A 20813-nucleotide genomic window follows, 5' to 3' on the forward strand; every position below is an offset into this window, starting at 1 on the left:
CAGGAACAGCAATGGTTGAACTAACCGTCGACGGCAATAAAGTCGAAGTGCCCGAAGGCAGCATGGTGATGCATGCGGCCCAGAAGATCGGGCTTTACGTGCCGCATTTCTGCTACCACAAGAAACTGTCCATCGCGGCCAACTGCCGCATGTGCCTGGTTGAAGTGGAAAAGGCGCCCAAGGCGCTGCCGGCCTGCGCCACCCCCGTGACCAACGGCATGGTGGTGCACACCTGCTCCGAGAAGGCCAAGGCCGCCCAGAAGTCGGTCATGGAGTTCCTCCTCATCAATCACCCGCTGGACTGCCCGATCTGCGACCAGGGCGGCGAATGCCAGCTGCAGGATCTGGCGGTGGGCTATGGCGGCTCGTCCTCGCGCTACCACGAGGAAAAGCGCGTGGTCTTCCACAAGGACCTGGGCCCGCTGGTCTCGGCCGAGGAAATGTCGCGCTGCATCCATTGCACGCGCTGCGTGCGTTTCGGCCAGGAAATCGGCGGCATGATGGAACTGGGCATGCTCAACCGTGGCGAGCATTCCGAGATCACCTCCTTCGTGGGCCGCTCGATCGAGTCCGAGCTGTCGGGCAATATGATCGACATCTGTCCGGTCGGCGCGCTGACGTCCAAGCCTTTCCGCTACAGCGCCCGGACCTGGGAACTGGCGCGCCGCCGCTCCGTCAGCCCGCATGACAGCGTGGGCGCAAACCTGGTGGTGCAGGTCAAGGGCGACCGCGTGCTGCGCGTGGTGCCCTTCGAGAACGAGGATGTCAACGAATGCTGGATCAGCGACCGTGACCGCTTCTCCTATGAGGGCCTGAATTCCGACGACCGCCTGGCCGCCCCGATGATCAAGGGCACCGACGGCAAGTGGCAGGAAGCCTCCTGGGCCGACGCCCTGCAGGCCGTGGCCCAAGGCTTGTCGCGCGTGCGCGAGAGCTTCGGCGCCGGCCAGATCGGCGCGCTGGCCACCGAATACGCCACCACCGAAGAATTCTCCCTGCTGGCGCGCCTGACGCGCGCCCTGGGTTCGGAAAACATCGATTTCCGCCTGCGCCAGACCGACGCCGGCTTCGACGCTGCCCTGTCGGGCGCGCCCTGGCTGGGCATGCCCCTGGCCGAGCTGGACAACCTGGACCGCGTCCTCGTGGTCGGTTCCTTCCTGCGCAAGGACCATCCCCTGATGGCCCAGCGCCTGCGCCAGGCCGTCAAGCGCGGCACGCAGGTGCTGCTGCTCGACAGCGCCGCCGATGATCCGCTGCTGCCGGTGACCGCCCGCCTGACGCTGGCGCCTTCGGAACTGGCCCGCGGCCTGGCCGAGGTGGCCGTGGCCCTGGCCCAGATCAAGCAGGCCGCCGTGCCGGCCGAGTTCGCCTCGGTCACGCCGGGCGAGGATGCCCAGCGCATCGCCGCCAGCCTGGCTTCGGGCAGCAACGCGGCCGTACTGATGGGCAATCTGGCGGTTTCCGCGCCCAATGCCTCGACGCTGGCTGCCAATGGCCGCGCCATCGCCGGCTTGTCGGGCGCCAAGTTCGGTTTCCTGACCGCCGGCGGCAACACGGTGGGCGGCTATCTGGCCGGCGCCGTGCCGGGCCGTGGTGGCAAGACCGCCGCCCAGATGCTGGCCGAGCCCCTGAAGGCCTATGTCGTGCTGCACGCCGAACCGGCGCTGGATGCCGACAACGGCCCGCAGGCCCTGGCCGCGCTGCGCGGCGCGCAATTCGCCGTGGCGCTGACCGCCTACCGTTCCTCGGCCGAGGAGTGGGCCGATGTCATGCTGCCCGTGGCGCCGTTCACCGAAACCTCGGGCACCTTTGTCAACGCCGCTGGCGTGGCGCAGAGCTTCAAGGGCACGGTGGCGCCGTATGGCCAGACCCGTCCCGCCTGGAAAGTACTGCGCGTGCTGGGCAATGTGCTGCATCTGGCGGGTTTCGAGGATGAGACCTCCGAAGCCGTGCGCGATGCCGCGCTGGCCGGTGGCGTCGAAGGCCGCCTGTCCAACGACATCAAGGCCGCCATCGGGCTGGGCCAGCCGGCCGGCGCGCTGGAGCGCCTGGCCGATGTGCCCATCTACCGCAGCGACGCCATCGTGCGCCGCTCCGAGCCCCTGCAGGCCCACGTCGCCTCGCGCGCGCCCAAGGCGCGCATGAACGGCCGCACGCTGGCCGCCCTGGGTCTGGAAGCGGGCGCCAAGGTGCGCGTGTCTTCCGCGCAAGGCTCGGTGGAACTCGAGGCCGCGCTGGACGAGGCCGTGGCCGACAACGCCGTGCGCGTTGCCGCCGCCTTTGCGCAAACTGCCGCCCTGGGCGGTGCCTTTGGTCAAATCAGCGTGGAGCGTGCCTGATGGAATGGCTCAATGTTCTTGAAAGCCAGGGTCAGGCATTGCTGGGTCCGACGGCTTGGTTGGTGATCTGGACGATCATCAAGATTGTCGGCATCGCGGTGCCCATCATCCTGTGCGTGGCCTATCTCACGTACTGGGAGCGCAAGATGATCGGCTGGATGCACGTGCGCCTTGGCCCCACCCGCGTGGGTTTCAAGGGGCTGCTGCAGCCTTTCGCCGACGTGTTCAAGCTGCTGACCAAGGAAGTGGTGGTCCCCTCGGAGGCCAACAAGGTCCTGTTCATCGTCGCGCCTGTCGTGACGCTGATGCCTGCCCTGGCGGCCTGGGCCGTGGTGCCTTTCGGTCCCGAGGCGGTGCTGGCCAACGTCAACGCCGGTCTGCTGTACATCATGGCCATCACCTCGGTCGGTGTGTACGGCGTGATCGTGGCCGGCTGGGCCTCGAACTCCAAGTACGCCTTCCTGGGCGCCTTGCGGGCATCGGCGCAGATGGTTTCCTATGAGTTGGCCATCGGTTTCGTGCTGGTGACGGTCTTGCTGGTTTCCGGCAGCCTGAATATGAACGAAATCGTCATGGGGCAGGGCCGCGGCTGGTTCGCCGACCATGGCCTGACCTTCCTGTCCTGGAACTGGCTGCCGCTGCTGCCGCTGTTCGTCATCTACGTGATCTCGGCCGTGGCGGAAACCAACCGCCACCCCTTTGACGTGGTCGAAGGCGAATCGGAAATCGTGGCCGGCCACATGGTCGAGTACTCGGGCATGGCCTTCGCCCTGTTCTTCCTGGGCGAATACGCCAACATGATCCTGCTGTCGGCGATGGCCTCGATCATGTTCCTTGGCGGGTGGATGTCGCCCATCGACATCGCGCCGCTGAACTGGATCCCGGGCTGGATCTGGCTGGGCATCAAGACGTTCATCGTGGTGTCGCTGTTCATCTGGTTCCGCGCGTCGTTCCCGCGTTACCGCTATGACCAGATCATGCGTTTGGGCTGGAAGATCTTCATCCCGCTGACCGGCGTGTGGCTGGTCGTCGTGGCGATCTGGATGCAGACGCCCTGGAATATTTGGCGCTAAGGCGCCGGATCGAGGCTGGATATGGAAGCGATCAAGGATTTTTTCGGCAGCCTGCTGCTGACCGAGCTGTTCAAGGGTATGCGCCTGACGGGCAAGTACTTTTTCAAGCGCAAGATGACCTTGCGCTACCCCATGGAGAAGACGCCGGCTTCGCCGCGTTTCCGTGGCCTGCACGCATTGCGCCGCTACCCCAACGGGGAAGAGCGCTGCATCGCCTGCAAACTCTGTGAAGCGGTCTGCCCGGCGCTGGCCATCACGATCGAGTCGGACCAGCGTGAGGACGGCACCCGCCGCACCACGCGCTACGACATCGACCTGACCAAGTGCATCTTCTGCGGTTTCTGTGAGGAAAGCTGCCCGGTGGACTCCATCGTGGAAACGCATATTCACGAGTACCACGGCGAAAAGCGCGGTGATCTGTATTTCACCAAAGACATGCTGCTCGCCGTTGGCGACCGCTACGAAGCCGAAATCGCCCAACGCCGGGCCGAAGACGCGCCTTACCGTTGATCGCCAGGGTCTGATCCATGACTTTTACTTCTGTCCTGTTCTACTTACTGGCTTTCGTCCTGGTGGTGGCCGCTTTCCGCGTCATCACCGCGCGTAGCCCCGTGACCGCCGTCCTGCACCTGATCCTGGCCTTCGCCAACGCGGCCATGCTTTGGATGCTGCTGGGCGCGGAATTCCTGGCGCTGTTGCTGGTGCTGGTCTACGTCGGCGCCGTGATGGTGCTCTTCCTCTTCGTCGTGATGATGCTTGATATCCGTATCGATCACCTGCGCAGCGGCCTGAAGACCTATCTGCCCCTGGGCCTGGTCATCGGCTTGGTCCTGGTGCTGGAGATGAGCTTCGTGCTGTTCACGACCTGGGGTGACGCCGGTCCGCAGGTGGCCATGGCGGGCGACTACAACAATGCGCGCGCCCTGGGCGAGGCCATGTACACGCAGTACGTCTTCGGTGTCGAAGTCGGCGCCGCGCTGCTGCTGGTGGGCATGGTGGCCGCCATCGCGCTCACCCTGCGCCGCCGCCGCGATGCCAAGTACAACGATCCGGTCGCCGCTGTGCGCGTGCAGGCCAAGGACCGCTTCCGCATGGTCAAGATGAAGGCCCAGAGCGAGCGCGCCCAAGGCAATGCCGCCGCCGAGCAAGGAGAAAAACAATGACCATTACCCTGGCCCATTATCTGATTCTCGGGGCGATCCTGTTCGCCATCGGCATCTTTGGCATTTTCCTGAACCGCCGCAACCTGATCATCCTGCTGATGTCCATCGAGCTGGTGCTCCTGGCCGTCAACATGAACTTCGTGGCGTTTTCGAGCTGGTTCGGCGATACGGCCGGCCAGGTGTTCGTGTTCTTCATCCTGACCGTGGCCGCCGCCGAGGCGGCGATCGGCCTGGCGATCCTGGTGCTGTTGTTCCGCAACCTGAACACGATCAACGTTGACGAACTCGATCGCCTGAAGGGCTGACGGGGTATTGGAAGAAAATGTCTAGCTCACCCAATCTCTATTTGCTTATCGCGCTGGCTCCGCTGGCCGGCGCGATCCTGGCCGGCCTGTTCGGCACGGGGTTCCTGGGCCGTCCGATCGGCCGCCGCGGCGCGCACTGCATCACCATCCTGTTCGTGGCGATTTCCGCCATCGGCTCGCTGGTGGTGCTGGGCGACGTGCTCAACGGCCATACCTTCGACGGCTCGGTCTACACCTGGACGCTGATCGGCAACACCAAGCTGGAAATCGGCTTCCTGATCGATCCGTTGTCGGCCATGATGATGGTCGTGGTGACTTCGGTCTCGCTGATGGTGCATATCTACACCATCGGCTACATGGCCGATGATCCCGGCTACCAGCGCTTTTTCGCCTACATCTCGCTGTTCACCTTCTCCATGCTGATGCTGGTGATGTCGAACAACATGGTGCAGCTGTTCTTCGGCTGGGAAGCCGTGGGCCTGGTCTCCTACCTGCTGATCGGCTTCTGGTACACCCGCCCGACGGCCATCTTCGCCAACATGAAGGCCTTCCTGATCAACCGTGTCGGCGACTTCGGCTTCGTGCTGGGCATCGGCCTGCTGTTCGCCTACGCCGGCACGATGCACTACGGTGAAGTCTTCGGTCAGGCCGACAAGCTGGCCGCCATGAAGCTGCCGGGCAGCGACTGGGCCCTGCTGACGGTGGCCTGCATCTGCCTGTTCATCGGCGCCATGGGCAAATCGGCCCAGGTTCCGCTGCACGCCTGGCTGCCCGATTCGATGGAAGGCCCGACGCCGATTTCGGCCCTGATCCACGCCGCCACCATGGTGACGGCGGGCATCTTCATGGTCGCGCGCTTCTCGCCGCTGTTCGAGCTGTCCGATGTGGCGCTGTCCTTCATCATCGTGATCGGCGCCATCGGCGCGCTGTTCCTGGGCATCCTCGGCATTATCCAGAACGACATCAAGCGCGTGGTGGCCTACTCCACGCTGTCGCAGCTGGGCTACATGACCGTGGCGCTCGGCGCCTCGGCCTATTCGGTGGCGATCTTCCACCTGATGACCCACGCCTTCTTCAAGGCGCTGCTCTTCCTCGGCGCGGGCTCGGTCATCATCGGCATGCACCATGACCAGGACATCCGCAACATGGGTGGCCTGCGCAAGTACATGCCCATCACCTGGATCACCTTCCTGCTGGGTACGCTGGCCCTGGTCGGCACGCCGTTCTTCTCGGGTTTCTATTCCAAGGAACACATCATCGAGGCCGCCGGCGCCGCCAACGTCTGGGGAGCGAGCTTTGCTTACTACGCCACCCTGATCGGCGTGTTCATCACCTCGCTGTACTCCTTCCGCGTCTACTTCCTGGTCTTCCATGGCAAGGAGCGCTTCCCGGCGCATGACGACCATGGCCACGGCCATGACGCCCACGGCCACGACGATCATCATCACGGCGGCAAGCCGCATGAGTCGCCCTGGGTCGTCACGCTGCCCCTGGTGCTGCTGGCCATTCCCTCGGTCGTCATCGGCGCCTGGGTGGTGGATCCCATGTTGTTCGGCAAGTTCTTCAATGGCGTGATCACGGTGCTGCCGCAGCACCCCGCCATGCATGAGCTCCACGAAGAGTGGCACGGCTGGGTCGCCTTCGGCCTGCATGCCTTCCAGACGCTGCCGTTCTGGCTTGTGGTCGCCGGCGCCGTCATCGCCTGGTACTGCTACCTGATCAATCCCAAGGTGCCGGCCCGCATCCAGGCCAGCCTCTCGGGCCTGAACAAGGTGCTGGAGAACAAGTATTACGTGGACTGGGTCAACGAGCAGATCATCGCCCGCGGCGCCCGCTGCCTGGGCCATGGGCTGTGGCAGACGGGTGACCGCGGCCTGATCGACGGCCTGCTGGTCAACGGCAGCGCCCGCGTCGTGGGCTGGGTGGCCGCGGTCAGCCGCCACCTCCAGTCCGGCTACATCTATCACTACGCATTCGCGATGATCATCGGCATCATGGCGCTGGTGACTTTCTTTGTGCTGATTCCCCAATGATGGCAAGCGAGATGGCATCCAACAATTTCCCCTGGCTTACGCTTGCGATCTTCGTTCCGATCGTATTCGGTCTGCTGGTGCTGGCGCTGGGCCGAGACGACCGTCCCTGCCTGACGCGGGGGCTGTCGCTGATCGGCGCGGTCGCTGGCTTCCTGGTCACCATTCCCCTGTACACCGGTTTTGACAAGACCAGTGCCGCGATGCAGTTTGTCGAGAAGGCCTCCTGGATCGAGTCCTTCAATGTCAACTACCATCTCGGCGTGGACGGCATCTCCGTCTGGTTCGTGCTGCTGACGGCCTTCATCACCATCATCGTGGTGGCGGCAGGCTGGGAGGTCATCACCAACCGCGTGTCGCAGTACATGGCCGCCTTCCTGATCCTGTCGGGCCTGATGGTGGGTGTGTTCGCGGCGCTGGACGGCCTGCTGTTCTACGTCTTCTTCGAAGCCACCCTGATTCCGATGTACATCATCGTGGGCGTCTGGGGCGGCCCGAACCGGGTGTACGCGGCCTTCAAGTTCTTCCTCTACACCCTGATGGGCTCGCTGCTGACCCTGGTGGCCTTCATCTACCTGTGGAATGCTTCGGGCGGCTCCTTCGACATCCTTACCTGGCAGCAGACCAAGCTGGGCTACACGCCGCAGATCCTGATCTTCGTGGCGCTGCTGGCCGCCTTCGCGGTCAAGGTGCCGATGTGGCCGGTCCATACCTGGCTGCCGGATGCCCACGTCGAGGCGCCCACGGGCGGTTCGGTGGTGCTGGCCGCCATCATGCTCAAGCTGGGCGCCTACGGCTTCTTGCGTTTTTCGCTGCCCATCGCGCCCGATGCTTCGCACAGCCTGGCCGGTATGATGATCGCGCTGTCGCTGATCGCCGTCATCTATATCGGCTTGGTGGCCATCGTCCAGGACGACATGAAGAAGCTGGTGGCCTACTCGTCGGTGGCCCACATGGGCTTCGTGACGCTGGGCTTTTTCATCTTCAACACGGCTGGTGTCGAGGGCGCCATCGTGCAGATGATCTCGCACGGCTTCGTGTCCGGCGCCATGTTCCTGTGCATCGGCGTGCTCTATGACCGCATGCACAGCCGCCGCATCGCCGATTACGGGGGCGTGATCAACGTCATGCCGCGTTTCGCGACCTTCTTCGTGCTGTTCTCGATGGCCAACAGCGGCCTGCCCGCCACCAGCGGCTTCGTGGGCGAGTTCATGGTCATCATGGGCGCGGTCGAGCACAACTTCTGGGTCGGCCTGCTGGCCGCCACGGCCCTGATCCTGGGGGCTTCCTACTCCCTGTGGATGGTCAAGCGCGTGGTCTTCGGTGACATCACCAACGAGCACGTCCGCGAAATGTCCGACCTGAACCGCCGCGAGTTCTGGATTCTCGGTGTCATGGCGATCGCCGTGTTGTACATGGGGATCTATCCCAAGCCCTTTACCGATGTCATGCATGTGTCGGTGGAGGCCCTGCTGCAACACGTGGCCGTCTCGAAACTGTAAGACAAGACAATGATGCAATCCCACATCGATTTCGCTTTGGCCACACCGGAGATCCTGCTGCTGGTGCTGGCGCTGGCCGTGCTGCTCGTCGACGCGGTAAGCACCCATCCGGAACGCAAGACCACCTATGTGCTCACGCTGGGGACGCTGGCCGTGATGACGGTGGTCTCCCTGGTCCAGTGGAGCAATGGCGTCAGCGGCAAGACCTTCAACGGCATGTATGTCACGGACGCCTTCTCGCATCTGCTGAAAATCACGTCCTATATCGCCGTGGCCGTCACGCTGGTCTACGGCCGGCTCTATGCGCAGGCCCGCGACATGCTGCGCGGCGGGGAGCTCTATGTGCTGACCCTCATGGCCCTGCTGGGCCAGATGGTCATGATCTCCTCGGGCAACCTGATCTCCATCTACCTCGGCCTCGAACTGATGTCGCTGGCCCTGTATGCGCTGATCGCCCTGCGCCGTGACAACGCCGTGGCGACCGAGGCCGCCATGAAGTACTTCGTGCTGGGCGCCCTGGCTTCCGGCTTCTTGCTCTACGGCATGTCCATGGTCTACGGCGCGACCGGCCATCTCGACCTGGCCGAGATCGCCCGCGTGATCGGCGCCGGCCAGGCCAAGGAACTGCCCCTGGTCTTCGGCATCGTCTTCGTGGTCGCCGGCCTGGCCTTCAAGCTGGGCGCCGTGCCTTTCCATATGTGGGTGCCCGACGTCTACCAAGGCTCGCCCACGGCCGTCACGCTGATCCTGGGCGGCGCGCCCAAGCTGGCCGCCTTCGCCATGACGCTGCGCCTGCTGGTCGACGGCCTGCATGGCCTGGCCGCGGATTGGCAGCCCATGTTGATGATCCTGGCCGTGCTGTCGCTGGCGATCGGCAACCTGACCGCCATCGTCCAGACCAACTTCAAGCGCATGTTGGCCTATTCGACCATTTCGCACATGGGCTTCGTGCTCCTGGGCCTGATGGCCGGCGTGGTCGATGGCAAGCCCAATGCCGCTTCGGCCGCCTACGGTGCGTCGCTGTTCTACATGATCACCTATGTGCTGACCACCCTGGCCAGCTTCGGCATCGTGCTGCTGCTCTCGCGGCAGGGTTTTGAGTGCGAGCACATCGACGACCTGAAGGGCCTGAATCGCCGCAGCCCCTGGCATGCCCTGATCGTTCTGCTGCTGATGTTCTCCCTGGCTGGCATTCCGCCGCTGGTGGGTTTCTACGCCAAGCTGGCCGTCTTGCAGGCAGTCATCGAGTCCGGCCACGTGGCCCTGGCCGTGGCTGCGGTGCTGTTCTCGCTGGTCGGCGCCTTCTATTACCTGCGCGTCGTCAAGGTGGTCTACTTCGACGAGCCGGTGGCCGAAGCCGCTCCGGTCGCCGCCACCTGCGTGCAACGCGGCCTGCTGTCGGTCAACGGCGCCCTCATCCTCATCCTGGGCATTCTGCCCGGCGGCCTGATGGCCCTGTGCGTGCAGGTCATCAAGAGCTCGCTGGGCAGCTGATCCCGCCGTGACGCAGACCCTGGCCGTCTGGCTGCTGATCGCGCTGGCTTTCGTCAGCGCGAATCTGCCCTTCCTGACGGACAGGGTTTTTGCCGTCTGGGCCCTGAAGCAGGGCAAACCGGTGGCCATCCGCTTCCTCGAGCTGCTGGTCTATTACGGCATTGTCGGCCTGGCGGGCCGGGCCTTCGAGTCGGCGCTGGGCAATCCCTTTCCCCAGGCCTGGGAGTTCTACGCCATCACCCTGAGTCTTTATCTGGTGCTGGGGTTCCCGGGATTTGTCTACCGCTACCTCTACCAGCGCAAGCGTCCGCGCACCGCATGAAAAAAGCCTCCCTCGGGAGGCTTTTTTCATGGGGCAGGGCGGCGGCGGGGCTGCCGCGGCCGCAAGAGGCTCTAGCCCTCGAACCAATTCAGCACGCCATCGAGACCGCTGACGTTCAAGGCATAAGGCGTCTGCTGGCGAACGATGGGCTTGGCATGGTAGGCAACGGCGTAGCGGGCGCGCGCGAGCATGAGCAGGTCGTTGGCGCCGTCGCCCAGGGCAATGGTTTGCTCCTCGGTCGCGCCATGCGCGGCGGCGAAGGCCTGCAGATGGCGGGCCTTGGCCGCGCCGTCCAGGATGTCGCCCAGTACGCGGCCGGTAAGCCTGCCGTCGGCGTCGATTTCCAGGGTATTGGCGTGCGCGCTGTCCAGCTGGAGGCGCTCGCGCAGGCGTTCGGTAAAGAAGGTGAAGCCACCCGAGACCAGCAGGGTCTTGATGCCGGCGGCCTGCACGGAAGCCAGCAGCTGTTCGGCGCCGGGGTTCAGGCGCAGGCGCTCGTCATACACGCGCTCCAGCACGGCGGCCGGCGTGCCCTGCAGCAGCGCCACGCGGCGGCGCAGGCTTTCGGCGAAATCCTTGATCTCGCCCCGCATGGCCGCCTCGGTGATCTGGGCGACTTTCTCGCCCACGCCGGCGCAGGCGGCGATCTCGTCGATGCATTCGATATTGATCAGCGTGGAGTCCATGTCCATGGCCAGCACCTTGCAGCTGGCCAGCGTCAGGCCGGCCGGCACGAAGGCGGCGTCCACGGCATTGCGTTCGGCCCAGTCGCGCACCTCGGCGCGGCTGTCCGGGTCGTCCGCGACATTGAGCAGGCGCGCCGCGGTCGTGGTGATGCGGGCAATGCCGTCGGCGCGGGCGAGCGCGCCCAGCTGTTCGGCATGATGGGCGGTCAGGCCCGGCGATTGAATGATGAGATTGGTGCGCATGGATGGGTGCGTAAGGAATAGCCGGCTATTTTAGCGAGCGCAGCACGGCGCGCACTGCATCGGCGCGCGCGCTGACCTGCGGCGCGGTGATCTCGATGCGCAGCCTGTCCTGCCCGGAAAGTTTGATATGGCGGTGCTTTTGCACCAGTTCGATGATGCGCAAGGGATCCACCGCGGCCTTGGGGCCGAACTGCAGCAGCGCCTGGGTCTCGCTGACATCGATCTTGACGATGCCCAGCGGTTCGGCGGCCAGGCGCAGACGATGCGTCATCAGCAGCGTCTGCGCGGCCTCGGGCAGCTTGCCGAAGCGGTCGATCAGTTCTTCCTGGATGCGGATGAGGTCGTCCTCGTCCTGGGCGTGCGACAAGCGCTTGTAGATGGCCAGGCGGCCGTGCACATCGGGGCAGTAGTCGGCCGGCAGCAGGGCCGGCGCATGCAGATTGACTTCGCAGGCCAGATTGAACGGCGCGTCCAGGTCGGGCTCCTCGCCGGCCTTCAAGGCCCGCACGGCTTCGCTGAGCATCTCGTTGTACATGGAGAAGCCCACTTCCTGGATATTGCCCGACTGGGAGTCGCCCAGGATCTCGCCCGTGCCGCGGATTTCCAGGTCGTGCATGGCGAGGTAGAAGCCCGAGCCCAGCTCCTCCATGGCCTGGATGGCTTCCAGGCGCTTCTTGGCATTGGCGGTGATGGCATCCTCGCCGGGCGTGAGCAGATAGGCATAGGCCTGGTGGTGCGAGCGCCCGACGCGGCCGCGCAGCTGGTGCAGCTGGGCCAGGCCGAAGCGGTCGGCGCGATGGATCACGATAGTGTTGGCGCTGGGCACGTCGATGCCGGTTTCGATGATGGTGGTGCACAGCAGGACATTGAACCGCTGTTGGTAGAAGTCCTTCATCACCTGTTCGAGTTCGCGCTCGGGCATCTGGCCATGGGCCACGCCGATGCGCGCCTCGGGCACGAGCTCCTCCAGGCGCGCGCGGCGGTTGTGTATGGTCTCGACCTCGTTGTGCAGAAAATAGGCCTGGCCGCCGCGTTTGAGTTCGCGCAACAGGGCTTCGCGTATGGTGCTGCCGTCTTCGCGCCGCACGAAGGTCTTGATGGCCAGGCGCTTCTGCGGGGCGGTGGCGATGACGGAGAAGTCGCGTATGCCCTCGAGCGACATGCCCAGCGTGCGCGGAATGGGCGTGGCGGTGAGCGTGAGCACGTCCACCTCGGCGCGCAAGGCCTTGAGCGTCTCCTTCTGGCGCACGCCGAAGCGGTGCTCTTCGTCGATGATCACCAGGCCCAGGCGCTTGAAGCGCACGTCCTTGGACAGGATTTTGTGGGTGCCGATGACAATGTCGACCCGGCCGTCGTTGATGCCTTCGACGGCGGCGGCGACCTCCTTGGCCGAGCGGAAGCGCGAGAGTTCGACCACGCGCACGGGCCAATCGGCAAAGCGGTCGGAGAAGGTCTGCGCATGCTGTTCGGCCAGCAGCGTGGTCGGGCAGAGCAGGGCGACCTGCTTGCCATTGGCCACGGCCAGGAAGGCGGCGCGCAGGGCCACCTCCGTCTTGCCGAAGCCCACGTCGCCGCAGACCAGCCTGTCCATGGGCTTGCCGGACGTCATGTCCATGATGACGGCCTGGATGGCCGAGGACTGGTCGGCGGTCTCCTCGAAGCCGAAACCTTCGGCGAAGGCTTCGTAGTCCGACAAGGGAAGGTTGAAGGCATAGCCTTCGCGGGCGGCGCGCTGGGCATAGAGCGCCAGCAATTCGGCCGCGGTGTCGCGGACCTGCTTGGCGGCCTTCTTGCGCGCCTTGTCCCATTGGCCGGAGCCCAGCTGGTGCAGCGGCGCGGCCTCGGGATCGGCGCCGCTGTAGCGCGCGATCACATGCAGCTGCGACACGGGCACATAGAGAGTGGAGCCGTTGGCGTACTGCAGATGGAGGAACTCCATCTCGCCTTCGCCCATGTCCATGTTGACCAGGCCATGGTAGCGGCCGATGCCGTGCTGGGCATGGACCACGGGATCGCCTTCGCGCAGTTCGGCCAGGTCGCGGACCATGGCCTCCACATTGCTGCTGCCCTCCTGGGCCCGCTTGCCGCGTCGCCTGGCGCCGGCATTGCCGGGATAGAGATCGTTCTCGGTCAAAAAGACCAGGCCGCCTTCGGTCAGCCCGAAGCCCGCCGCCAGCGGCGCGATGGTCAGGCCGAAGCTGGCCGGCGTCAGTAGGAAGGCGCCGATGTTGTCCGTCTGCTCGGCCGGGGCCAGGCCCTGTTCGGCCAGCATCTGGAACAGGGTTTCGCGCCGACCCGCCGAGTCGGCGCACAGCAGGATACGGGCGCCCGGGCGCGAGACCAGGGCGCGCAGCTTGCCTACGGGATCTTCGGCGCGGCGGGCCACGGCCACGTCGGGCGCGGCAACGAAATCCGGATGAGGCGGCTCGGCCGTCAGCGCCAGGCGCGCAAAATCCTTGAAGCCCGCGTACAGGGCCTCGCCGTCCAGGAACAGGGCCGCCGGCGGCAGCACCGGACGCTCCCGGTCGCTTTTCAAGAAGTTGTAGCGGCTGGCCGTGTCCTGCGAAAAACGCTGTATGGCTTCATCGATATTGCCCAGCGTGACTGTGAGCGTGCCGGCGTTGAGGTAGTCGAACAACGTGGCCGTCTGTTCGAAGAACAGCGGCAGGTAATACTCCACGCCGGCGAAGGCGATGCCGTTGCCGATGTCCTTGTAGGGCAGGGCGCGTGATGGATCGCCTTCGAAGACCTCGCGGAAACGCGCGCGGAAATGATTGCGCGCGGCCTCGTCCATGGGAAATTCGCGCCCGGGCAGCAACCGCACCTCGCCCACGGGATAGAGGCTGCGCTGGGTGTCGACGTCGAATGCGCGGATGGATTCGATTTCGTCGTCGAACAGGTCCAGGCGGTAGGGCACGGCCGAGCCCATGGGAAACAGATCGATCAGCCCGCCGCGCAGGCAGAATTCGCCCGGCGCCGTGACCTGGGTCACATGGTTGTAGTTCGCCAGCGTCAGTTGCGCGCGCAACGCCGCTTCGTCCAGCTTGTCGCGCTGCCGGAACGAGAAGGTGTAGGCGGCCAGGAAGGCCGGCGGCGGCAAGCGGTACAGCGCCGTCGTGACGGGCACGGTCAGGATATCGACCGTCTCGGTCATGAGCGCGTGCAGGGTGTGCAGGCGCTCGGAGATCAGGTCCTGGTGCGGCGAAAAGGCGTCGTAGGGCAGGGTTTCCCAGTCGGGAAGCTGCCGCACGCGCAACTCCGGCGCGAAAAGCGGGATTTCGTCGGCCAGGCGCTGGGCCTGCAGCGGATCGGCCGCGAGCACGACAATGGGTTTGCGGGCCTGGCGGGCCAGATCGGCCAGCAGCCAGCCGTCGCCCGAACCGGGGGGGCAAGGTTGGACATAGCGCGTCCCGGGTTTGAGGGAGGCCAGGGTGGCGGGGGTGGAAGGCAGCTGCGTATCCACTGCGGCGGGAGTCGAGGAGTCATGCATTGCCGGGAAATTATAAAATCTCCTGATCATGTCTGAATCCCTAATCGCAATCGTGCCCGCCGCCGGCGTGGGCAGCCGCGCCGGCGGCGGCGATATGCCCAAGCAATATCGTCCGCTGGGCGGCGTGCCCATGCTCAGGCGTGCCGTGCTCGCTCTTCTGGCCGATGCGCGGATCGCGCAGGTGAGGGTGGCCGTCAGCGCCGAGGACGGCTGGGTGGAAGAGGCCCTGCGGGGCCTGCCGCGCACCGTATGGCGTCCTTGCGGCGGCCCCACGCGCGCCGATACCGTGGCCGGCGCCCTGGCCGATGCCGCACTGCGGGACGACGCCTGGGTCCTGGTACACGATGCCGCCCGTCCGGGCCTGCCCGCCGAGGCGCTGGGCCGGCTGATCGACGCCTGCCTGGACGATGAGGTCGGCGGCCTGCTCGCGCTGCCCGTCCCCGACACCGTGAAGGCGGCGCAGCCGGGCGGGCCGGGCGGACCCTATGTGCGTGCCACGGTGGACCGGGACGGCCTCTGGCTGGCCCAGACGCCGCAGATGTTCCGGGCCGGGCTGCTGGGCCATGCCCTGGCCCAGGCCCGCGAGCGCGGGCTGGCCGTGACCGACGAGGCGTCGGCCATCGAAGCGCAAGGGCTCGCGCCGCGCCTGGTGACCGGTTCGGCGCGCAATTTCAAGGTGACCTGGCCGGATGATTTCGCATTGATGGAAAAATGGTTATGACGCTTCCTTTTCGCATCGGACAGGGCTTTGACGTGCACGCCCTGGTCACCGGCCGCCCGCTCATCATCGGCGGCGTGCGCATCGAGCACACCCATGGCCTGCTGGGCCATTCCGATGCCGACGTGCTGCTGCACGCCGTGACCGACGCGGTGTTGGGCGCGGCCGGCCTGGGTGATATCGGCCGCCATTTTCCCGATACGGATCCGCGCTTCAAGGGCGCGGACAGCCGGGTGCTGCTGCGCGAGGCGATGGCCCGCGTGCGCGAGGCCGGCTGGCAGGTGGTCAATGTCGACGCCACCGTGCATGCCCAGGCGCCCAAGATCGGCCCGCACGCCTCGGCCATGGCGGCCAATATCGCCGCCGACCTGGGCGTGGAGGTGGGCGCTGTCAACATCAAGGCCAAGACCAACGAGGGGCTGGGCTATCTGGGGCGCAAGGAAGGCATAGCGGCCACGGTGGCCGCGCTCATCGCCCGCGCCGGCTGAACCGCGGCGCGCCGATGAAAAAATACCGGCTCCATGGAGCCGGTATTTTTTTGCCTGAGGCTTACTTGCCCTGGGCCGCCAGGGCCAGGGCCGCGGCGTTGATCACCGAGGCGATGCGGCCGGCATCGCGCAGCTGTTCGGTGGACAGACCGTCTTTCTTCAGGTTCTCGTAGTGCGACTGCACGCAGAAGTGGCATTTGCCGATGATGGAGGCCACCAGCGCGAAGAGCTCGAAGCGTTTTTTCTCGACCCCGCCGTGCGTGGCATAGGCATTCATGCGCAGCTGTGCCGGCAGGCTCTTGAGCTGGGCGTCGCCGCTCATCTCCACATAGGGATACCAGGTGTTGTTCATGCCCATGAGGGCCGCGGCCGTCAAGGCGGCGTTGGCGTCGGTTTCGGACAGGGCGCCCTTGAAGGCATTGATCAGAAAGGCGTTGCCCGATGCGTACGCGGCGGCCAGGGCCGCGCCCAGCGCGTCTTCCTGGGGCAGGGTGGAGCGGGCAATCACGCTATCCAGATTCAGGCGAATATCCTTGGCCCAATCCGGCAGTTGATCCTTGATCGTAGAAAGGAATTCCATAGTTTTTACCTATAGTCTGGAGGGAGAAAAGGCCCGGACGAGCCGGGCCCCTTGGCATTACAGCGTCGCGCCGCCCACGGAGCGGTTGCACGGGCACAGCTCGTCCGTTTGCAGGCCGTCCAGCAGACGCAGCACTTCTTCAGGGTTGCGGCCGACGTTCAGGTTGTTGACCGAAACGTGCTGGATGGTGTTGTCGGGGTCGACGATGAAGGTGGCGCGCAGCGCAACGCCGGCACCCTTCTCGCGCACGCCCAGCTGGTCGATCAGCGCGCCGGTGGTGTCGCCGAATTGGTAGTGGCCCAGCTTGTTCAGGTCCGGGTGCTCACGGCGCCAGGCCAGCTTGACGAATTCGTTGTCGCTCGAACCGCCCAGCAGGACGGCGTCGCGGTCTTCGAAATCCTTGGCCAGCTTGTTGAAGCCGACGATCTCGGTCGGGCACACGAAGGTGAAGTCCTTCGGGTAGAAATAGATCACCTTCCACTTGCCGGGGAACGAGCTTTCGGTGATTTCTTCAAAGGCGGAGACGCCGTTTTCTTCGTGCTGATTGAAGCCGGGCTTGACGCCGGTGACCTTGAAAGGCTCGAGTTTGTCGCCAACAGTTTTCATGTGGTACTCCCAATAAGTTGTTGGTGGAGGCGGGGGTTTAGCCCCAAACCACTAATTTTACGCTATTGATTGGCCGTGTCTAATTGATAATTTCTAAACTTGGCTTTGGGTAACTCTATCCGGGCGGTCAGGCCGCCGCCGGGCCTGGGCAGCATCTTGAGCGAACCGCCGACATGCTTGAGCAGCCGCTCCACGATGGCCAGACCCAATCCCGCGCCGCTGACGCCGGTGCGCGCCGCCTCGCCACGCGAGAACGGCCGCAACAGCCGCTCGACCTCTTCGGGGGCGATGCCCGGACCGCGATCGGCGACCTCGATGGCCAGCGTATTGCCTTCGGATTGCACCGTCATGACCAGATGGGCCAGGCCGTCGGTCGAGCGGCCGTAGCGCCGCGCGTTTTCGATCAGGTTGCCGACGATGCGCTTCAGGTCGAGGGCGGTGATGCGGGCGCGCAGGCCGGGTTCGATGCTGGCTTCGAGCTCGCCGCCCAGCGAGGCGGTGTGGCTGCGCTCGCGCTCGTACAGCTCGGTCAGCACGGAGGAGATATCGGTGGCCAGCTGGGGCAAGGTGCCCGCCGGGCGCGCATATTCCATGAGCTGGCCGATACTGTGATCGATCTGGCCGAGGTCTTCATCGATGGCCTGGCGCGCATCCTCGGATACGCCGCTCATCTCGATCTCCAGGCGCATGCGCGCCAGGGGCGTGCGCAGGTCGTGCGAGATGCCCGCCAGCATCAGCTCCCGGTCGGCCTCGGCTTGCCGCAAGTCCTTGGCCATCCGGTTGAAGGACGCATTGAGGTCACGTATTTCGAGCGGCCCTTGTTCGGGCAGGGGGGCGGGCGTCTCGCCGCGCGACAGCACCTGGGCGGCGCGCGCCAGCCGCGAGAGCGGCCGGTTGACAAAGCCCACGCTGACCGCGGCGCCCACCAGGGAGAGCAGGAGCGCGGTGGCGCCCCAGCCCAGCCATTCGATGCCGCCTGTCAAGCCGATCTGCTCGCGCTCGAACACCAGCCAATAGAGGTCCTGGTCTATCCGGAAGCTCACCCAGAAGCCCGGCACCTGGTTAACACCCCAGGCAATCTGGGTCTCGGGGCCGAAACGGGTACGGATGTGCTGCGCCACCCGCTGCCAGTAATCGTCGTCCGGCAAGGCCTCGCTGAAGTCCGTGATTTCGCGCGGGTAGACCTGGATGCCTTCGTTGGTGGCCAAGTCCAGCAGCAGCTTGCTGCGCTCGTCGGCATGGGAATAGATCAGCGCGGTCCGGGTGATATTGACCGCCGTGATGACCCGCTGCGCCATTTGGTTGGCGCGCGGCCCCAGTTCCATGCTGAAGAACACCTGCAGCCAGGCCGCCAGGCTCACCAGCATGAGCGCGGCCAGCAACAAAAAGGTGCGCCCGAACAAGCCGAGGCGCAACCCTGAGGTGAGGTTTTTTAGACTTTTCTGCAATCGGGGCACGAGGCTTTGCTCCTGCCCGGGGCGGCTCGCTGGATCAGCTGCCACCATCCGGGACGAAGACGTATCCCAGGCCCCAAACGGTCTGAATGAAGACGGGTTTGGAAGGATTGGGTTCGATCAGTTTGCGCAGGCGTGAAATCTGCACGTCCAGGCTTCGATCGAAGGCCTCGTATTCGCGGCCGCGGGCCAGCTCCATGAGCTTGTCGCGCGACAGCGGGATCTTGGGGTGGCGCGCGAAGACCTTCAGGACCGAGAACTCGCCGGTCGTGATGGGCACTTGTTCGCCGTTGCGCGTCAGGGTGCGGGTCGAGAGGTTCAGCACATAGGGACCGAAGGCGATCGACTCGTTTTCCTGGCTGGGGGCGCCCGGATGCTCCTCCGTGCCGCGGCGGCGCAGGATCGCATTGATGCGGGCCAGCAGCTCGCGCGGATTGAAGGGCTTGGACAGGTAATCGTCGGCGCCCATCTCCAGGCCGACGATGCGGTCGATTTCCTCGGCCTTGGCGGTCAGCATGATGATGGGCGTATTGTCGTGGCCGCCGCGCAGGCGCCGGCAGATCGACAAACCATCCTCGCCCGGGAGCATCAGGTCGAGGACGAGCAGGTCGAAGTGTTCGCGCTGCCAGAGCTTGCCCATTTCCTTGGCATCCTCGGCGACGAAGACATTGAACCCTTGTTCCGACAGGTAGCGGCGCAGCAGATCGCGCAGTCGCGGATCATCGTCGACGACCAGGATCTTGCGGGTGGGGGTGGTGTTTTGCGTATTCATGGCCGAAAATGTAACAGTGACAAGAACCGGCGGCTAGTGGGTGTTCACAAGATATTACACATTGCACCTTACGGTTGAAATCCCCCTTACATCCGGGGCATTTGGGGCCGATTTCGTACAATTAGCCGCTATGGACCTGAACCTGCTCGCCTTTGAAACATCTTCCTCGCGCTGCGGCGTGGCCTTGCTCGTACGGCGGGCGGGCACGGAGCATCTGACCGTCCTGGAGCACGAAGGTGCCCAGGAGCATGCCGAACGCCTGCTGCCCATGGCGCGGCGCTTGCTTGACGAAGCCGGCCTGGCGCCTGCCGCGCTGCACGGCGTGGCCTTCGGGCAGGGGCCGGGCGGCTTTACCGGCCTGCGCGTGGCTTGCGGCGTGGCCCAGGGCATGGCGATGGGGCTGGATATCCCTGTCCTGCCCGTGGTGTCGCACATGGCTGTCGCCGAGGCGGCGGGCGCCTTGTACGGCCAGGCCGTGCTGGTGGCGCTGGATGCGCGCATGGAAGAGGTCTACGCAGCCGTCTACCGCCGCGTGCCTGGCCCCCAGGGACCGGCCTGGGAGACACTGCAGCCGCCATTGCTGATCGCGGCCGCCGAGCTGCTGCCCTGGGTGCGCCACCAGGCCGCCCTCTGGCGCCTCGATGGCCCGCCGCTGCTGGCCGGCGACGCCTGGGCCGCTTACCCCGATGCCCTGCAGGCGCCGGCCGACTGGCCGGCGAGCCCGGCCAGTCGGCCCCAGGCGGCCGAAGTGGCCCGCCTGGCCGAACGCGACTGGGACCGGGGACTGACGCTGGCGCCGGAGCTGGCCGCCCCGCTCTATGTGCGCGACAAGGTGGCCTTCACCACGGCTGAACGCCAGCAGGGCCTGGGAGGCAATCCGCGCGCAGAGCCGGCCATCGTGGCGGCGCGGCCCCCGGTGGCCGAGGCGGGCGCCGTCACGCTGCAGCCCATGGCGCCGGAGGATTTGCCGGCGGTGGCGGCGCTGGAGGCCAGGGTGCAGGCCTTCCCCTGGACAGAAGGCAATTTCGGCGATGCCCTGGCCGCTGGCTACGACTGCTGCGTGCTGCGCAGCGCCGGCCAGGTCGTCGGCTTCTGTGTGCTCATGCACGCGCCGGATGTGTCCCATATTCTTGTCATCGCGGTGGACCGCCGTTGCCAGCGCCAGGGGCTGGGCCGCCGCCTGATCGCCTGGAGCGAGGCGCGCGCCCGCGCGCATGGGGTACCGGCCCTCTTGCTGGAGGTCCGGCCGTCCAACCAGGGCGCGCTGGCCTTCTACGCCGACCAGGGCTTTCTGCGCGTCGGCCTGCGCAAGGATTACTATCCGGCCGGTCAGGGCAAGCGCGAGGATGCTTGGGTGATGCAGAAAGAACTTCCGCCGGAGGCGGCGGCATGATGGCCGAACTGCGTGTCAATCCGCTGCAACGCCTGTGGCTGCGCGAAATCGGCATCGAGAAGACTTGGCTGCGCGGTCCGGCGGACAGCGGCCCGGCGCCTGGGCGAGACGCCCAGGAACGTCAGGCGGCGGCGCAGCAGCCGCCCGCGGCGCGG

General features: G+C 65.5%; 18 protein-coding genes. 12 read left to right on the top strand and 6 right to left on the bottom strand.

The genetic code is table 11. The annotated features are described in order from the left end of the window. Positions 1-11 precede the first annotated feature (11 nt). Genes nuoG through AXA74_RS17160 form a run of 9 tightly spaced genes read left to right on the top strand, consistent with a single transcriptional unit; the run spans position 12 to position 10228 of the window. On the top strand, positions 12-2339 hold the full coding sequence (gene nuoG, locus AXA74_RS17120) for an NADH-quinone oxidoreductase subunit NuoG (RefSeq protein WP_032963989.1): 2328 nt from the start codon (positions 12-14) through the stop codon (positions 2337-2339). Beyond that, entirely contained in the window at positions 2339-3412 is a 1074-nt protein-coding gene (gene nuoH / locus AXA74_RS17125; protein WP_029578776.1) for an NADH-quinone oxidoreductase subunit NuoH, read from the top strand. The genes nuoG and nuoH overlap by 1 nt, the downstream gene beginning before the upstream one ends. A 21-nt stretch (positions 3413-3433) precedes the next feature. After that, positions 3434-3922, top strand: a complete 489-nt coding sequence (gene nuoI, locus AXA74_RS17130) for an NADH-quinone oxidoreductase subunit NuoI (RefSeq protein ID WP_029578775.1) — start codon at positions 3434-3436, stop codon at positions 3920-3922. Between the two features lie 17 nt (positions 3923-3939). Further along, positions 3940-4575 carry an NADH-quinone oxidoreductase subunit J gene (locus AXA74_RS17135; RefSeq protein ID WP_029578774.1) on the top strand — a complete coding sequence of 212 codons (636 nt, stop codon included), beginning with the start codon at positions 3940-3942 and terminating at the stop codon, positions 4573-4575. Continuing rightward, positions 4572-4880 (top strand): NADH-quinone oxidoreductase subunit NuoK, encoded by a 309-nt coding sequence (nuoK, locus tag AXA74_RS17140; protein WP_029578773.1) that lies wholly within the window; start codon positions 4572-4574, stop codon positions 4878-4880. The genes AXA74_RS17135 and nuoK overlap by 4 nt, the downstream gene beginning before the upstream one ends. A gap of 17 nt (positions 4881-4897) precedes the next feature. Beyond that, positions 4898-6913, top strand: a complete 2016-nt coding sequence (gene nuoL, locus AXA74_RS17145; protein ID WP_029578772.1) for an NADH-quinone oxidoreductase subunit L — start codon at positions 4898-4900, stop codon at positions 6911-6913. Beyond that, entirely contained in the window at positions 6910-8412 is a 1503-nt protein-coding gene (locus AXA74_RS17150; RefSeq protein ID WP_060833234.1) for an NADH-quinone oxidoreductase subunit M, read from the top strand. The genes nuoL and AXA74_RS17150 overlap by 4 nt, the downstream gene beginning before the upstream one ends. A 9-nt stretch (positions 8413-8421) precedes the next feature. Then, positions 8422-9906, top strand: a complete 1485-nt coding sequence (gene nuoN / locus AXA74_RS17155) for an NADH-quinone oxidoreductase subunit NuoN (RefSeq protein ID WP_029578770.1) — start codon at positions 8422-8424, stop codon at positions 9904-9906. 7 nt (positions 9907-9913) lie between these two features. Next, positions 9914-10228, top strand: coding sequence for a DUF2818 family protein (locus AXA74_RS17160; RefSeq protein WP_032957810.1), 315 nt, complete (start codon positions 9914-9916; stop codon positions 10226-10228). Between the two features lie 71 nt (positions 10229-10299). Here the strand turns inward: AXA74_RS17160 and serB are convergent, their stop codons facing one another. Next, complete coding sequence (serB, locus tag AXA74_RS17165; RefSeq protein ID WP_032978325.1) at positions 10300-11157, bottom strand: phosphoserine phosphatase SerB; 858 nt, start codon at positions 11155-11157, stop codon at positions 10300-10302. A 25-nt stretch (positions 11158-11182) separates the two neighbouring features. Beyond that, a complete protein-coding gene (gene mfd, locus AXA74_RS17170) occupies positions 11183-14647 on the bottom strand; it encodes a transcription-repair coupling factor (RefSeq protein ID WP_029578767.1) in 3465 nt (1154 codons plus the stop codon). Positions 14648-14675: 28 nt separating this feature from the next. On the opposite strand from mfd, the gene ispD reads away from it, so the two are divergent. Both ispD and ispF read left to right on the top strand, forming a co-directional pair. Beyond that, positions 14676-15368 carry a 2-C-methyl-D-erythritol 4-phosphate cytidylyltransferase gene (gene ispD, locus AXA74_RS17175; protein WP_032957812.1) on the top strand — a complete coding sequence of 231 codons (693 nt, stop codon included), beginning with the start codon at positions 14676-14678 and terminating at the stop codon, positions 15366-15368. Continuing rightward, positions 15365-15853, top strand: coding sequence for a 2-C-methyl-D-erythritol 2,4-cyclodiphosphate synthase (gene ispF / locus AXA74_RS17180; protein ID WP_029578765.1), 489 nt, complete (start codon positions 15365-15367; stop codon positions 15851-15853). The genes ispD and ispF overlap by 4 nt, the downstream gene beginning before the upstream one ends. A 61-nt stretch (positions 15854-15914) precedes the next feature. On the opposite strand, the gene AXA74_RS17185 is transcribed toward ispF, so the two are convergent. The 4 genes from AXA74_RS17185 to risA form a co-directional block, all read right to left on the bottom strand. Further along, complete coding sequence (locus AXA74_RS17185) at positions 15915-16433, bottom strand: carboxymuconolactone decarboxylase family protein (protein ID WP_029578764.1); 519 nt, start codon at positions 16431-16433, stop codon at positions 15915-15917. Positions 16434-16490: 57 nt separating this feature from the next. Then, the gene (locus AXA74_RS17190) at positions 16491-17039 is read right to left on the bottom strand and encodes a peroxiredoxin (protein WP_029578763.1); all 549 of its coding nucleotides are present in this window, start codon (positions 17037-17039) and stop codon (positions 16491-16493) included. Positions 17040-17101: 62 nt separating this feature from the next. Next, positions 17102-18496, bottom strand: coding sequence for a sensor histidine kinase RisS (gene risS / locus AXA74_RS17195; RefSeq protein ID WP_029578762.1), 1395 nt, complete (start codon positions 18494-18496; stop codon positions 17102-17104). 34 nt (positions 18497-18530) lie between these two features. Beyond that, positions 18531-19265 (bottom strand): response regulator transcription factor RisA, encoded by a 735-nt coding sequence (risA, locus tag AXA74_RS17200; RefSeq protein ID WP_003813882.1) that lies wholly within the window; start codon positions 19263-19265, stop codon positions 18531-18533. A gap of 130 nt (positions 19266-19395) precedes the next feature. On the opposite strand from risA, the gene AXA74_RS17205 reads away from it, so the two are divergent. Beyond that, a complete protein-coding gene (locus tag AXA74_RS17205) occupies positions 19396-20658 on the top strand; it encodes a bifunctional tRNA (adenosine(37)-N6)-threonylcarbamoyltransferase complex dimerization subunit type 1 TsaB/ribosomal protein alanine acetyltransferase RimI (RefSeq protein WP_032963986.1) in 1263 nt (420 codons plus the stop codon). Positions 20659-20813: the final 155 nt, after the last annotated feature.

Origin of the sequence: Bordetella hinzii LMG 13501 (assembly GCF_001548475.1) — a bacterium.
GTDB lineage: Bacteria > Pseudomonadota > Gammaproteobacteria > Burkholderiales > Burkholderiaceae_B > Bordetella > Bordetella hinzii.